Origin of the sequence: Clostridium thailandense (genome assembly GCF_019207025.1) — a bacterium.
Classification (GTDB): domain Bacteria; phylum Bacillota; class Clostridia; order Clostridiales; family Clostridiaceae; genus Clostridium_AM; species Clostridium_AM thailandense.
The window spans coordinates 1-16,408 of the sequence record NZ_JAEEGC010000129.1 but is presented as its reverse complement, the minus strand read 5'-3'; the positions used below and the strand labels follow the sequence as shown (position 1 = coordinate 16,408).

The window sequence follows — 16,408 nt, the reverse complement described above, 5'->3', positions numbered from 1 at the left end:
TTAGCAAAACAATCCAAAAAAAATAAATTAGTTTTCTGACGTAAGGAAGAAAACTCACCTTCACTGTCCTATGTCAATTGTCCTCTAAAAATATATTTATATCTTCTAAACACTACCAGTAATTCTCATAGTATAAGTTAAGAAACTTGGATGTCTTCTACACTATGATGGTGAATCTTATTAGGAACAATATTAAAGGAACTGTTGTATTAATCACAACAGTCCCTTTTATACCCAAAAAAGTTTATAAAGCTAAAATTATACCCTAAGGCTCCTGCAATCTAAACCTATTTACACTTGATATTATTTCCTCTGTAGAACTACTTAGAATAGAAGCAGATTTTGCTACTTCACTTGTAGAGCTAGATAACTCTTCTGATGAAGCTACCATCTCTTCTGATGCAGCGCTTATTTCTTCTGATAGTGATGAAGTATTACTTACTTTCTCTGTTACATTATTCTTTTCTTCATCTAAATCTGAAACAGATACTGTTACTTCATTAATTTCTGGAATTATAAGTTCTACTGCTGAAATAATTTGTTTAAATGAATCTAATGATGTTGTAATCACATTTGATTGTTCAACTAATTTAGTATTTACCGAATTAGTCATAGTTATTATTTCTGAAGTATCATTTTTTATATCTGCAGTCAACTTGCTTATATTTTCTGTTGATCCTTTGCTTTCCTCTGCTAGTTTTCTTATTTCTTCAGCAACAACAGAAAAACCTTTTCCCTGTTCGCCGGCTCTTGCAGCCTCGATTGCTGCATTTAAAGCTAGAAGATTAGTTTGCTCTGAAATATTGTTAATATAACTTGTAATATCATTTATCTTTCCGATTTTAACACCTAATATATTCATTTTTCCTGTAAAGTCACGGAATGAAATAATTAAGTCATTTACGTATTCAATTAAAGCTGCGAGCTTTGAATCACTCTCATTAGCCATACTATTGATAGTTCTTGAATTGGAATCAATAGATTTTATAGAATTTACTATATTTTGGATTTTGTTTGCAAACTCATTTAGTTCAGAGTTGATATCGAGAAGTTCTCCTGATTGAGCTTCATTGGATTTTGAGACTTCTTCAACACATAATGTAACATTTTCCGATGATGATGCTAGTTCTTCTGAAACAGATGACAAAGACTTTGCTTGTCCTCTTACATTATTAGCGGTATCTTTTACACTTTTAATCATATCAGATACATTTAGTATGGTCTTTTCTAGGGCAGAATTCATTAATCCAAACTCATTTTTTTCATTACTGTTTAGTTTTATGCTGAAGTCTCCTTCTGCAACTTGTTGTAAAATTGTTACCATTTCTTTTGATGATTTATTTATAACTAAAATTATTATGTATGCAATCATAGTAAATATTGCTAAAGATAATGCAAATATAATTAGCATAAGTCTTTCACTGGCTTTATATGCTTCGGCACATATCTGCTTATTTTTTAATGCAAGCTCTTCAGAATGAGTTTGTAAATTTTTTAAACTTGTTTCTATTTTGGTTTCTTGCTCTTGAACTTGAGCTATGCTGAAATTGTTTTGAGAACTATCGATTTTGGAAGCACCAGTTGTGGTTTGATCCCAAAAATTTGAAAAAAAGCTATATCCTGATTTGAAATCACTTAGGTCCTTAGTTTCCTGTTCATCCATTTTAGTTTTTTCAAGGTCACTTAGATATTTAGACATGTTATCTCTATAAGGTTTGACTTTTGATGAGAAATCACTATTAGCAGTACTGGAAAGAACTTCAATTTTAATCTGCCAGAAATTAGCTCTTATGTTTCCAATATCAGCTACAGGAATTAAGTAGTCTGTATACATCTCACCTACTTGTTTATTTAAGGATCTCATATTAAAATATCCAAAGGTTCCTACAATTAATGTAGATATAATTGCTGATATTGTAAGAGAAATGACTAAATTTTTGAGTTTGAAATTTTTTAATGCAGCTATCATATAAACCTCCTAAATTCGATTTTTTATGAAATAAGCATAGCATAAAAATGTTACAATTAGGTAACAAAATATATACTATTTAGACAAAAAATTTATAATTATAATTTTAGTGGATTAAAAAGCTCTAAATATATGTAATATTTTAAAATAAGTGTATTTTATTATTGATACACTTATTTTTTTTATTTATATTTATATTATGTAACTTTTTATGCGATGTGTTTGTCTAATTTGTGTAACACATGCAGACACTGGTACTCTTAAAATAGAGAGGTGAAAAAATGAATGACATTGACATAGTAATTAAAGCTCAAAATGGGGATGATGCAGCTTTCAGCCAGTTAATAAAGTCTTGCAAGGAAAAACTTTATAAGACAGCTTTTGCATATTTAAAAGATGAAGAAGAAGCTCTAGATGTCGTTAGCGACACTGTATACAAGGCTTATATGAATATAAGGAAACTAAAAAATCCAGAATTTTTTAGTACATGGATCACAAGAATACTTATTAATAGTGCTATAAATAGATTAAAAAAGAACAAGAGGGTTATTTTAATAGATGAATACGAAAAATTCGATAGCTTTATTCCTATATCATCAGATATAGCATTAGAGGTACCAAAGTCTATTGATCTATATAATGCTATAGATAAATTAAATGTAAAATCGAGAAGTATAATTATTTTAAAGTATTTTCAGGATATGACTATTTCTGAAATATCCAGAGTTCTAAAAATTCCCGAGGGAACAATAAAAGTTTATTTACAGCGATCACTAAAAAAATTAAAGGTTGAATTAGGGGAGGAGCTGATCTAGATGGACTCTAATCGAAAAAATGGGTTTGAACAAATAGAAGTTTCTGAAAGACTAGATAGTGTTATAGATAAGGCTATTGACAGAGCTAAAAAAGATAAAAAGAAAAAATTAATTAAGTCAAATATTATTAAGTATAGTGCAGCAGTAGCTTCTTTGTTTATTGTATTTATAGCAAGCATTAAGTTTATACCGGTTTTTGCACAAGTGCTAAACAATGTTGCTGTAGGGTCTTCAGTAACCAGGGAGGCTAAATTTTACTTTGATCAAAATATAGGAATGGCAGTTAACGAAGGGTTAGCAGAAGATGTAAATGAATCTGAAACCAATAAAAATATAAAGGTCACGGTAAACAGCATAATAGCTGATGACAAAAATGCATTTATTTTTTATACACTAAACGGAAAAATGGACAAACAAGGATTTAAGAATTTACTTTTGCAAAATTTAAAAATATATGATGACAGATATAATATACTTCTGGATAGTAAATCTAACTACTATCCCAAACTTCCAGATACATTATATAAAAAGGATGGTGATTTTTTATTAACCTTTAATGATAAGTATAGATGCATAATTTCGTCTATTGGTGATAATGTGAAAAATTACTCACAAAATAACGAAACTTATGGAGCTATAGAATTAACAGCTACAAATGGACATAAAATGCCAAGTGAATTGAATTTAAAATTACTTAGTTTTACAGAAGCATATCAAATGAGTTATTCAAAGGAAAAGTATAATAGCTTTGTTTCAAAGTATTACAGAAATCCAATGAGTATAAATGGAGAGTGGAATTTCAACATAAAAATTGATAAAAATTTGAAAGAAACAAGGCCTGAAGCTTATAATAATATAAAATTTTATGCGGATCACACAGATTTTAACATAAAATTTTTAAAGATATACCCTACCCATATTGAAACAAAGATAATCATAGGAAAAAATAAACTTACAGGAGCTCAATGTTATTCAATAGGGCAGGACATTAAAGAATATGATGAAAGCTTACCTTATTTAGTTAACGATGAAAACTTGCCTTATTTAGTTGATGAGAAAGGTAATAAGTATAAGTTAACAGATACTGAAGTTGGTGATATGGATTCTGATAAAATGTTAGACTTAACTTTTCAGAGTTGTTATTTTAATTCCCCGGAGGAGTTGTATTTAGTAGTAAATCGATTAAATTATGAAAGTGGATCTGAAAACTTTTCAAAAGATATTGGTGAAGTAAAGATAAGAATAAAATAAGAAATGAGGAATGTTTTAATGGTTAAAAAATCTTTTTCGTTAAAAACAATAGCAGCTTTTATTGCCTACATAATCTTTTTTATAGCAATTACCTCTCCGTTTTGCATACTTTATGGACCTTTTGATAATGTTAAAAAAACTTTAATTGGAATGGTACTTGGCTCAAGACATAGATATGTAGCAGAAATGCTTTTATCTAAGAAGGAAATAGAAAAGATAGAAGGATCTAAAAAGGTTATTGCTTCAAAAGAGATAAGTAGTGAAGATATTGATAAAATTGACGTGAAATATAAAGATGATAAGGAAATAACAAAGTATGATATAAATACTTCTAAATTTGATGCATATCTTTTAGAGATTAAAGATCCTACAAGAGTAAAGGTTACATATAGTAAATATTTAGGCAAAAATGGACAGAAGACTAGCGAAATGGCCAAGGATAAGAAGGCAGTGGCAGCAATAAATGGGGGTTCCTTTGTAGATACAAATTATGCTGGAGTAGGAGCTATTCCAGGAGGATTTGTCATTTCAAAAGGACAAGTTATTTATAAAGATTGTGATGAAGATACAAAGCAAGATGTAGTAGCTTTTACAAGTAAAGGAAAATTAGTAGTAGGATATCACAATATAAATGAACTTAAAAATTTAGATATTACTGAAGCAGTTTGTTTTCCAGCTCCAACTTTAGTTATAGATGGTCAAGGACAAATAACTGATAAACAGTGCGATGGAGCTAATCCAAGGACAGCAGTGGGACAGAAGGAAGATGGTACAGTATTGTTTTTGGTTGCAGATGGGAGAAAAAATTTAGTTAAAATAGGAGCAAGTCTCTATGATTTGCAAGAAATAATGCTAAAACATGGTGCGTTAAATGCTGGAGTATTAGATGGAGGATATTCAACAACAATGTATTACAATGGCGAAATAATTAATAGTCCTAATGAATGGGATGGAGAAAGAACTGTACCAACAGCATTATATGTAGAACCTTAAAAATACTTTATGGAGTGTGATAAAATGAAAAAGTTTAAAAGGATACTAATTTGGAGCTCAATAGCTGCTTTTATTGAATTTGCAATGCTTTTTTCTCTTAATCATATTTATTCTAAATCTTTAGATACTTACAGTGAAGTGAAAAGTGTTCCCACGCAAGTGAAAAAAACTTATAACGATGTTAAGATACCAGATGATGCAGAAAATATAAAGGTTTCCTATGATGGAAAGTATGTATCTTATTATGAAAACAAAGTTTTAAAAATAGCTAATACTAGAGATGAAAGTGATTCTACTATTGATTCTTCTAGCAACTCGGAGATTTGTTACTCAAAGTGGCTGCCAGACAGCAATCTGTTATTGCTTTGTGAAAAGGATATAAAGAATAAGGTAACCTTTTTTTCTTATGATGCAGATAAAAACAGTAAAAGAGAATTGACAGATTTTGATACTAAGACATTAAAAATTGAGATAGATAATAAAAATGACAAGGTTGATAATATAACTTTATCAACAGCTAACCATGTAATGTACGTGAAAATTTCACATAAGGATAGTACAAGTGAAGTATATAAGATAAATGTTATGAATCAAGTTGAGAAAATGAGAACTTCCAATGACATGATAGGATATATTTCAATGCTACATAATGATACAAATTTGATTTACGAAGATGCTGAAAATGAGGAAATTAAGAATTTAATCAAAACTACAGTGAAAACTCCAGTAAAAACTTCAGCTAGCAAAAAAGCTAAAGAAAAAGATACAGAAAAATTTACAGAAAAAGAAGTAACTAAAAATTTAAACATACAATTTGAAAATGACAATAAAAAGTTCTTACTCGCTACTGACGATGAGGATAGAATATATGTTGGAACAGTTGAAAACGATAAGGTAAGCAGCATCATATATGGAGATTTAAAAACACCTACAGATCAATGGAAAGCTTTGAAGTTACAAGAATCGGTAGATAGAAAAGACATAGCAATAACGAAAGAAGGAAATATGTACATAAAGAATGATGCTAATGGTGTTGCTAAAAACATAGCAACTAATATTGAAACTAAATATAAGGGGAATTTTGTGGAAATATGTGATCAGTACATATATACGCTTTATGATAATAAATTAATTAGAACCCCTTTAAAGTAACTGTAGCAATGAATTTTTATGGAATAATATGTTTATCCTTAATAAATGAAGAAATTTGTTACATTTGGTAGAAAAATGGTTGGATTTTTGATAAAATATTTTTAGCTATATTAAATATAGATTATAAGGAGATTTTTATGCAGAAGCCTAAGAATGCTATTTTTCGAGTAGTTTTTTTATCTACAATATTAGTTATATTCTTAGCTTTATTTTGGATGTTTATTAATAAAAATACAGAAGCATTTGTAAAACAGCCAATAGCTAAAGAGGGTATACTAGATTTAAGAAATTGGGACTTTAAAAAACAGGGAATTGTTAGATTAGATGGACAATGGGAATTCTATTATAATAAACTTTTGACTCCAGAGGATTTTAAAAATGGTATTGTAAAAACTGGATTTATTAATATTCCGGGAAATTTTAATGGTTACAACTATAATGGTAGACAATTAGGAGAAAAAGGCTATGCCACTTATCGATTAAGAGTTGTTACTAATAAAGCTGAAGATTTATATGCAATAAAAACAGAATTTATCCAATCAGCACAGAAAATGTGGATCAATGGAAAAGTTGTTGAAGAATGTGGTAAGGTTGGGAAGTCTAAGCAGGAAATGGAACCAAAAGTTGCAACTAAGACAGGTGCTTTATATGATAATACTGGAGAACTCGAAATAATTCTTCAAACCAGCAATTTTTACTATGGAACTGGACAGATTGATAATATTCTGTTAGGAACAGAAAATCAAATTAGTGACTATAGGGCAAAAAATATTGGGTTTGACTTATTTCTTTTTGGAAGCACGGTAGTAGCAGCGATATATCATTTTGCTATGTTTTTTAGAAGAAAGAAAAATAGAGCTCCATTATACTTTGCAATAGTTTGTACTTTAGTGGGTTTAAGAACTATCTTAGTTGGGGAGAGATTGATTTATACTATATTTCCCAATATGAATTATATTCTAAATACAAAGCTTCTTTTATGGACATTTTTCCTGTATATGCCTGTGCTCGTGCTTTTTATGGACAGTTTTTATGCTGGGATTATATCTAAAAATGTAGTTAGATTCTCAAAAGTTTCAGGAATAGTATATTTTATAATTATATTATTCCTACCTCCAATGGACTATAACAGTATAATATTCCCTTTTGAAATAATATCAAGTTTTTTGCTATTGTATATTTTATATAAATTGGCATATAGATATTTTATTCAAGGTCAGGGATATTCTATGGTTATAATATCAATATTTATTTTATTTACAACAAGAGTTAATGATATTTTGTATGAGTATTCACTAATTCAAACAGAATCCTATGCTCCATTAGGAATGCTTATTTTTATTCTTGCACAATCTTATATATTAGCAGATAAGTTTTCAATGGCATTTTCTAGTGTTGAAGAAATGAGTGAAAAGCTTAAATCTATCGATAAATTAAAAGATGATTTTCTTGCAAATACATCCCATGAGTTAAGAACACCATTAAATGGTATAATAGGACTTTTACAAAGTTTATCTTTGGATGCATCAGAAGGTTTAAATAAAGATAATAAGAAAACCCTTGCTTTAATAGAGGCAAGTGCAAAGCGCCTGTCAAATTTGGTAAATGACATTCTGGATTTTTCAAGACTTAAAAATAATGATATAACTCTTGAAATGAAGACAATAGATCTAAGGCAGCTGACCAGTGTAGTCATAAAGTTTTGCGAGCCTTTTATTGGAGACAAGAGTCTGAAAATTGTTAATGATATAGGTGTTGATTTTCCAAGTATTTATGGAGATGAGAATAGGATACAACAAATATTATATAATTTAATAGGAAATGCAATTAAGTTTACTATGACAGGTAAGGTTATAGTGTCAGCTCAAGAGAAAGATGATTACATAGAGATTGCTATAGAGGATACAGGTGTAGGAATCCCTGAGGATAAACTTGATAAAATATTTGAACCCTACGAGCAATATAATGAAATAAATAATAGATATGGAGGAACAGGACTAGGATTACATATAACTAGAAAACTTATAAGACTTCATGGAGGAGAAATAAAGGTACAGTCAGTCTTTAATAAGGGTTCAAGATTTATGTTTACTTTACCTAAACATCATGTTTTTAATAAAGTCAAAATATATACAGAACAGAAGCCTGAAAATGGGATAGAATCTTTAGAAGAAGATGTGAAGATAAAGAATAAAACAAATGAAAATAATAGAAGGATATTAGTCGTAGATGATGAACCAATAAATATAAGCGTGTTAAAACATTTTCTAGAGTATGAACATTATACAGTTATTACTGCTGCTAATGGTAAAGAGGCTATAGATAAAGTATTTAATGACAAAGATTTAGATCTCATAATTCTAGACATAATGCTTCCAGATATGTTAGGTTTTGAAATATGCAGTTTAATAAGAGAAAAGTATTCGCTAATTGAACTTCCAGTTATAATGATGACAGCTGATAATCGTACTGAAAGTTTAGTTGCTTCTTTTGAGTGTGGGGCCAATGATTACTTAGAAAAGCCTTTTGAACGTTCTGAACTTTTAGCTAGGGTGAAAACATTAATAGATTTGAAGCACTTGGCTAAAGAAAAACTTCAACTTCAATGTCAGATAGATGACACTACAAAGCAGGTAGAAGAGTTAAGCGAAAACTTTGAGGAAAATAAAAGAATACTTTCAGAAGTACTAGAGTACGATAAGATAAAAACTGAATTTTTTGCTAATATATCTCATGAGTTGAGAACTCCTTTAAACGTTATATGGAGTTCAATACAGCTACTTCAATCAATAAGCTCAAATAGAAACATTAACGAATATGATATAAATAAATATTTTACAATCATGAACCAAAATACTTTAAGGCTTCTAAGATTAATAAATAACTTAATAGATACTACAAAGATAGATGGAGGATATTTATCACTTAATTTATCTAATGGAAATATAGTATATGTAATTGAAGAGATAACATTATCTGCTGTAAGTTATATTGAGTCACAGGGTATAAGCCTGGTATTTGATACAGAAGTAGAAGAAAAATATATGGCCTTTGATGCAGATAAAATTGAGAGGATTGTATTAAATATATTATCAAATGCTATTAAATTTACAGATAGAGGCGGAAGTATATTAGTTAATATTTATGATTTGGACGATAAAATTAAGTTATCAATTAAGGATACTGGAATAGGAATTCCCGAGGATAAACTTGAAAGTATATTTGGAAGATTTGCTCAAGTGGACAGATCTCTTTCTAGAAAAAGCGAAGGAAGTGGAATTGGTCTGTCACTAGTCAAATCACTGGTAGAATTACATTCCGGTGTAGTATATGTAAAAAGCAAGCTAGAAGAAGGCAGTGAATTCATAATAGAACTTCCGGTGAAGCTTGTGGAAGAAGAAAAGGAAAAAGAACTTGAACAATGTTATACAGATTCGACATCTAAATACATAGAGCGGGTCCAGATTGAATTTTCGGATATATATGAATAATATATTGAAAAAACACTAATAGAATAGCAGATTAAGCACATAATAAAAAGGTATTAACAAAATTAAATGGAGGACCTTATGTGTAGAAATGCTAAAATTTTGCTAATTGTGAGTGCACTATTTTCTTTTGCCATGGGATTGTCAGGAATTTTTATCAGTGTATTTTTTTGGAAAGAAACTAGTAGCTTTGTAGTTATAGTAATTTACAATTTAATTCATTATATTACTACCCCCATAACCTTTGTATTAGCTGGAATACTTGCAAAAAAGAAAAATGGAATTTGGTCACTAAGGCTTGGGTTATTGATGTATGCAGTGTTTTATGCTCTTATTCTATTTATAGGAAATAAGGGCATAATTTACATATATTGTTTAGGAATTATATTTGGAATGGCAATAGGTTTCTATTGGCTGGCTTTTAATACATTAAGCTTCGATTTTACCCATGTAAATAATAGAGACACTTTTAACGGATTTAATGGAAGCTGTTCAGGAATTTCAGCGGCTATAGCACCTATAACTTCTGCTTATATAATCAGCAGATTTAGTGGATTGAAGGGATATAGAGTAGTTTTTTTACTCACTCTTATAATATTTTTAGTTTTGTTTTTAGTAAGTGGAGCTTTAAAATGCAAAAATTACTCAAATGAACTTAATTTTAAAAAGATATTTTCAAGAAATTGTGATGAATGGGGTATTATTAGAATATCCACTTTCTTTTGGGCATTTAGAGATGTAATTATTGTTTTCATAGTAAATATATTAATAATGGAGACTACTGGAAGTGAACTTTCCTTAGGAAAGTTTGCATTAATTTCTTCACTGGTTTCTTCAGCAGTCTTTATACTTGTACAGAAAGTAATAAAACCACCTTATAGGAAAGTTTCAATATATATAGGAACAATAGGTACGTTCTTGGCTATTGCAGCATTGGTGGTAAAAATAACGAATAATACATTATTTATATATACTGTATTGGATGCCTTTGCAATTCCATTTTTTCTTATACAGCTATCTTCCTCTACCTTTAATGTCATAAATAAGACTAATGAAGAAAACTTCAGGATAGAGTATATGATTAATAAGGACATAGTCCTTAATAGTGGAAGGGTCATAAGCTCTACTATATTAGTATTTCTACTAAATTCCTTTAAAAATTCTTACAGCATATTAAAAATATATTTAATAGTGATAGGTTTATTGCCATTAATATCCGGGTATTTTCTTGGAAAGCTAAAAAGTGTATTAGAAGGGACAACGATGTTTCAACGCAGATCAAGAGGATAAGGATGAAATATTTTGGAGAAGGATTAAGTGAAAAACACAAAGAATTAGTTAAGATTATTCGCAAGAAAGATAAGATATCTCAAGCGAAATCTTTATTTTTAGATATTCATGCAAATTTACATTTGGAAAGAACATATTAGGGGAGATAACAAGATATATAGACGTTAAATTTCAATTAGTGAATTTGATGAATTAATGAGAAAAATAAACAGTGTTATGTTTACAAGATATTTTATAATTTATTAAAAGGTAAATCATAATTTGAAAAGGAGATTAAAATGGTTTTATTAGTAATTGATACACAAAAGTTAATAACTAATGAAAAATTACACGAATTTGATATGTTTGTATCTAATATCAAAAGAATAATACATCAGGCTAGGGAAAATAATATTGAAGTAATATATGTACGTCATGATGATGGAATAGAAAATGAATTAACAAAAGGAACTGAAGGCTTTGAAATATATGAAAAGTTTCAACCGATGAAGGGTGAGAAAATATTTGATAAAAAGGTTAACAGTGCTTTTAAAGGGACAGGATTATTAGAATATTTAGTAGACAAGGGGGAAAAAGATATAATAATTGTAGGACTTCAAACAGATTATTGTATTGATGCTACTATAAAGTGTGGATTTGAACATGGATTTAATATTATAGTTCCAGCGCATACAAATACAACCGTGAATAATAAATTTATGTCATCAGAACAAAGCTATCAATATTACAATGAATTTATGTGGAATAGCAGATATGCAGAATGTATTTCGTTGGAAGAAACAATTAAAAGAATGAAATAGCTAAATTTCCAATTTATTATTTTGAAGCAGGAATTTTTGTTTAATAGAAAAGTTTGAAGAGGAATTTCCTTGAAGAGCTAAGCACATGATTATATGTAAATTTTATGTAGGTGATGCAAAAAGAGACAAGCCTTTAATTATGTGCTTGCCTTTTTTTAAGTTCAGATAACTAAATTCTCGCACTTATTTAATAATATTTACAGTATGCTCCTTTCTAGGTGCAGGTTCTGGTGCAACTGCTGCTTTGTATCCAAATATGCCAGAACCAACTATTTTATAATCTTCAGGTATACCAAGTTCTTTTATTAAATTCTTGCCACTCTCTGAATTTTCTAAAGTTGTTACACCGTGTATCCAGCAAGAGCCTATATTAATGGATTCTGCAGCTAGAAACATGTTTTGCAATGCTGTAGCACAATCAATTTCAGGTGCAATATTATCCTTTTTACCAGAAACTATAATTAATGTAGGTGCATTATAAAATAAATCAAACTTTGGTGACTTTGCCCTTTCTTCCAATTGTTTATTTCCTGATTTTAGAAAAATATTTTTACATTCTTCATTTATTCTATGTATAATATCTTTACTCTGTATAGCTGTAAAATGCCATGATTGCTGATTCATAGCACTAGGGGCATACATACCAGCATCTAATATGCTTTTTAATTCCGTATCTTTAATTTGATCCTGTGTATAAGATCTAACACTTCTTCGTTCCATTATAATTTTAATTGTTTCATTCATAATCTTAGTTGTTTCAATCATTATTAAAACCTCCCTTTCAAAATTATTATTTACATTTAGTAAAATTATTATTAAACGATTTATATTTACTTAAAATATAAAAGGAAATTAATTAAATCGAAAAAATCTCATAAGTTTGTGGATAATGCTGCTTATAATTATAGAAATTTCCAGTAATATGTTGAAAAGGATTAGAAATTGGTGTAAAATTGTGATAAATGCAAAATGGTCATACCAGTTAAATATTAGCATATGTAAGAAAAATGATGATAATTTAGCTATACTTATAGATTCAAAGTACTTTAAGCCATTTTCAGTAGAAAAGTTTGAAGAATATATTATGAAGAAAGGAAGTATTAGGATGAAACTTTTTATTAATTTAAGTGTTAAGAAAAAACTTTTTACAGTATTTTCAATAGTTTGTATTTTTATAGTTGTAATAGGAGTAGAAGGCATATTGAGTTCTGCAAAAATAAATAGTAGTTCAAGGATATTATATAGTCGTAATTTAGTATCTATTAAAAACTTAGGGGAAGTAAATGGAAATGTTAACGACATGAGAGCTGCTTATAATAGACTAGTTTTTGAGAGAGATAGAACAAAATTAGATGGATATTTAAAAGTTATCAATGATCTAGACATAAAAAATGAAAAAAATATAAAAGAATGCGAAAGCTTAATTACAATGCCAGAAGAAAAACGAGTTTTTGATAATTTTAAAAATGAGTTAATGAAATATATTGAAATAAGAAACAATGCAATTGACTTTGCGAAAAATGGTAATTATGATGAAGCTATTAAAATTAGCAATTCTACGCTGACTGAAATAAAGATATCTTTACTTGAAAAACTACAAGAATGCATTGATATAAATGCAAAATTTGCAGAGAAAGCTAATTTAGATAACATAGATCAATTTAATAATGTTAGATATAGAATATTGGCCTATACAATAGTAGCATTTCTAATTATTGTTTTTATGACATACATATTAGGTAAGCATATAATGAGTCCATTAAAAAATATAAGAGAGTTGGCTCAAAGACTGTCAAACTATGATTTTTCAACTTCAGTTGAAATTATGGGAAAAGACGAATTTGGACAAACAGCTATAGATTTAAATATTGCACAAGAAAATGTAGGGAATTTAGTAAAGGTTATCATAAAAAATTCACAGGATTTGAGTGCGTCATCAGAAGAACTTTCAGCAACAGTTCAAGAGATATCTTCAAAATCTATTACAATAGATCAATCAGTAGAAACTATTGCTTCTTCTATGCAAGAATATGGAGCTGCTACAGAAGAGATCAGTGCATTTATTGAAGAAGTGAATTCAAATATTAATATATTATCTTCTAAGGCTACAGAAGGAAGCAATAATGCAAAGCAGTCAAAAAAAAGAGCTACAGAAGTTAAAAGCAATAGTCAAAAAGCTATTAATGATACTAGAACAACATATATTGAAAAGCAAGAAAATATGCAAAAAGCAATCAAGGATGGAAAAATAGTAGATAACATAAAGGTTATGGCAGAAACAATTGGAAGCATAACAAGACAAACAAATTTACTTGCATTAAATGCTGCAATTGAAGCGGCGAGAGCTGGGGAACATGGAAAAGGTTTTGCAGTAGTAGCAGAAGAAGTGAGAAAACTTGCAGAACAATCATCTGATTCAATAATAAATATTCAAAGTACTATTGCCAAAGTTAAACTGGCTTTTGATAGTAGTGTTAATACAGGTAGTGACATATTAGAATTTATAAATACAAATGTAGATAAACAATTTAATGATTATAGTGAAATAGGTAATAAGTATTATAATGATTCGAACTTTGTAAGCAAAATGTCTGAAGAAATTGCAAGTATGTCTAAAGAGATTACAGCTATGGTTGGACAAGTCAGTGAAGCTATTCAAAACATGGCACAAACATCACAAAAATCAAGCAAAGAAGCTGAAATGATAAAAGATAGTATAGATGAAACTACAAAAGCTATAGAACAAGTAGCAATAACTGCTCAGAATCAATCAGAACTTTCTCAAAAGCTTAATGAAATGGTACAGAAATTTAAGATATAGTTATAGGAGGGTGTGAAAAAAGATTAGCAAAAATTGCTTAGGTAAAAAAATCTATATGTTTTTTTACCTAATAATACACATATTGTAATATGCGGAGCATTCATTTTGGTTAAACCCTCCTATAACTCAAGATATTTACTTTAAAATTAATATAAATACCCTCTCAAGGTGTCATTTTCCATGTTAACTAGCTAGAAGTTCCCCTTGGCGCCCGAGAGGGCTATTTTTTGTATAAGTTTTCCTTGCTATAACTTTAATAAATCTTTTAAGATTCATCACAACTGCTGTCATTTGAGCTTGTGCATGCATAAGCTTTAAACCTACATGTCTTGCCATGTTAAGATTATAGATAATATTTGCTTCTGAAAATTTACCTTCAGCTATTATGCCACGTAATACCTTTCCAAGCTGGTATTGATCACTTTTAACATATTCACTATGAATTTCCCATGCATAATCATATTCGCTTCTTTCTATAGTACGAACTTTACGTTTCGAATTTGTACATTTCTTAAGAAAATCACAAGTTTCGCATTCTTCTTTTGTTCCTCTATATATTAATTTATTTCTTACATTAGGTTTAGAATAACATTTTAATAGCTTTCCATCAGGACAGATATATGCATCTAAATCCTTATTATATTTAAACATAGACTTAGGATAAACATAATGTTCTCCAACATTTTTCATAGGCACATTAAGTATAATTTTTTTCTCTTGAGCTAAAGAAATCAGTTCACCAACTGAAAACTCACCATCTAAGGTTAGTTCTGGAACAACTTGAATTTCTATTAGTTTTTTAATTTCTTCAGACAAACTATTGCAACCTGGAATAGTAATCACACGAGTTATGATTCCTTCTTTTATATCAGTAGAAAAGGCAACTTGATATCCTAATTTTGAGCTTTTATTATTCTTCTTATTATAAAATCTAGCATCAGGGTCACCAGCACTTACTCGCTCGCTAATTGGTACCATCTTTTTACTACGTTGTTCCTCCCTTGCGGAATCATTTTTAGGGTAATATTCTCTTTTAAGTTTTACAAAACTTTCTTGCTGATTGATATTTACCTTATAGCTATCGCTATCTAAATTTGTTTTTTTTTAGAATCTATATTAGAAGAATCAACATAAATATTATCACGATTTCCAAGAATCCTAGCTCTAGCTTTAACATTGGTACCATCGATAACTTCGTGGTTACCATCTATCAATTTATGTTTAGCACATAAGTCTATTACTTTAGAAAGAAGTTTATCTGTAGTTTTAGAACCTAATTTCTTTCTAAACTTTACTAAAGTGCTTCTGTCCCATAAAGCTTCATCCAAATTAATGTCAAGGAACTCTCTAAAACTAGCTCGATCGCTTATCTCTGCAAGGAGTTCGTCATCACCTCTAAGATTAAACATTACCTTTAACAACTCAGCTTTTACTAGGCGAATTGGATCTTCACTAGGCCTACCTAGGTATGGGTCATAAAAGTTTTTGACTTCTTCATAAATGAAATTAAAATCTATATATTTTTTAATCTCACGAAGTATTGAACTTTTAGGAATCATTTTATTATAAATATTCATTGATTCATCCGATAAAGGGTGTGATTTCTTTCTTAACATGCTAATCATCCTTTCTGATATCACTATAACATACCTAAATCGGACTTATAAAATGTACATATTGCAATAAATTCCTAATTCATCCGATTATAGAAAGCCTTTTTCACACCCTTTATCGGATGAATCAATGAATATTTATAATAAAATGATTCCTAAAAGTTCAATACTTCGTGAGATTAAAAAATATATAGATTTTAATTTCATTTATGAAGA

The 16,408-nt window shown here is 29.0% G+C and carries 13 protein-coding genes; 9 read left to right on the top strand and 4 right to left on the bottom strand.

Annotation, left to right across the window (positions count from 1 at the left end; translation table 11 throughout):
• Nucleotides 1-265: 265 nt before the first annotated feature.
• Nucleotides 266-1,969: a methyl-accepting chemotaxis protein gene (locus I6U48_RS21985; RefSeq protein ID WP_218322630.1), complete on the bottom strand. Its 1,704-nt coding sequence runs from the start codon at nt 1,967-1,969 to the stop codon at nt 266-268.
• A gap of 281 nt (nt 1,970-2,250) precedes the next feature.
• On the opposite strand from I6U48_RS21985, the gene I6U48_RS21980 reads away from it, so the two are divergent.
• The 8 genes from I6U48_RS21980 to I6U48_RS21945 all read left to right on the top strand — a co-directional run bounded on the left by I6U48_RS21980 (nt 2,251) and on the right by I6U48_RS21945 (nt 11,758).
• A complete protein-coding gene (locus I6U48_RS21980; protein WP_218322629.1) occupies nt 2,251-2,784 on the top strand; it encodes a sigma-70 family RNA polymerase sigma factor in 534 nt (177 codons plus the stop codon).
• Nucleotides 2,785-4,035 carry a DUF4179 domain-containing protein gene (locus I6U48_RS21975; protein ID WP_218322628.1) on the top strand — a complete coding sequence of 417 codons (1,251 nt, stop codon included), beginning with the start codon at nt 2,785-2,787 and terminating at the stop codon, nt 4,033-4,035.
• An 18-nt stretch (nt 4,036-4,053) separates the two neighbouring features.
• A complete protein-coding gene (locus I6U48_RS21970) occupies nt 4,054-5,028 on the top strand; it encodes a phosphodiester glycosidase family protein (protein ID WP_246615496.1) in 975 nt (324 codons plus the stop codon).
• Nucleotides 5,029-5,052: 24 nt separating this feature from the next.
• Nucleotides 5,053-6,180: a hypothetical protein gene (locus I6U48_RS21965; protein WP_218322626.1), complete on the top strand. Its 1,128-nt coding sequence runs from the start codon at nt 5,053-5,055 to the stop codon at nt 6,178-6,180.
• A 137-nt stretch (nt 6,181-6,317) separates the two neighbouring features.
• A complete protein-coding gene (locus I6U48_RS21960) occupies nt 6,318-9,671 on the top strand; it encodes an ATP-binding protein (protein ID WP_218322625.1) in 3,354 nt (1,117 codons plus the stop codon).
• A gap of 78 nt (nt 9,672-9,749) precedes the next feature.
• The gene (locus I6U48_RS21955; protein WP_218322624.1) at nt 9,750-10,958 is read left to right on the top strand and encodes an MFS transporter; all 1,209 of its coding nucleotides are present in this window, start codon (nt 9,750-9,752) and stop codon (nt 10,956-10,958) included.
• A gap of 2 nt (nt 10,959-10,960) precedes the next feature.
• Complete coding sequence (locus I6U48_RS21950) at nt 10,961-11,098, top strand: hypothetical protein (RefSeq protein WP_218322623.1); 138 nt, start codon at nt 10,961-10,963, stop codon at nt 11,096-11,098.
• Nucleotides 11,099-11,236: 138 nt separating this feature from the next.
• Nucleotides 11,237-11,758: a cysteine hydrolase family protein gene (locus I6U48_RS21945; RefSeq protein WP_218322622.1), complete on the top strand. Its 522-nt coding sequence runs from the start codon at nt 11,237-11,239 to the stop codon at nt 11,756-11,758.
• Nucleotides 11,759-11,941: 183 nt separating this feature from the next.
• Here I6U48_RS21945 and I6U48_RS21940 read toward each other — a convergent pair whose 3' ends face one another.
• Nucleotides 11,942-12,523, bottom strand: a complete 582-nt coding sequence (locus tag I6U48_RS21940) for a nitroreductase family protein (RefSeq protein WP_246615495.1) — start codon at nt 12,521-12,523, stop codon at nt 11,942-11,944.
• Nucleotides 12,524-12,863: 340 nt separating this feature from the next.
• On the opposite strand from I6U48_RS21940, the gene I6U48_RS21935 reads away from it, so the two are divergent.
• Complete coding sequence (locus I6U48_RS21935) at nt 12,864-14,579, top strand: methyl-accepting chemotaxis protein (protein WP_218322631.1); 1,716 nt, start codon at nt 12,864-12,866, stop codon at nt 14,577-14,579.
• 183 nt (nt 14,580-14,762) lie between these two features.
• Here the strand turns inward: I6U48_RS21935 and I6U48_RS21930 are convergent, their stop codons facing one another.
• Both I6U48_RS21930 and I6U48_RS21925 read right to left on the bottom strand, forming a co-directional pair.
• Nucleotides 14,763-15,557, bottom strand: coding sequence for a transposase (locus I6U48_RS21930; RefSeq protein WP_218322621.1), 795 nt, complete (start codon nt 15,555-15,557; stop codon nt 14,763-14,765).
• Between the two features lie 110 nt (nt 15,558-15,667).
• On the bottom strand, nt 15,668-16,195 hold the full coding sequence (locus I6U48_RS21925) for a transposase (RefSeq protein ID WP_218322620.1): 528 nt from the start codon (nt 16,193-16,195) through the stop codon (nt 15,668-15,670).
• Between the last annotated feature and the right edge of the window lie 213 nt (nt 16,196-16,408).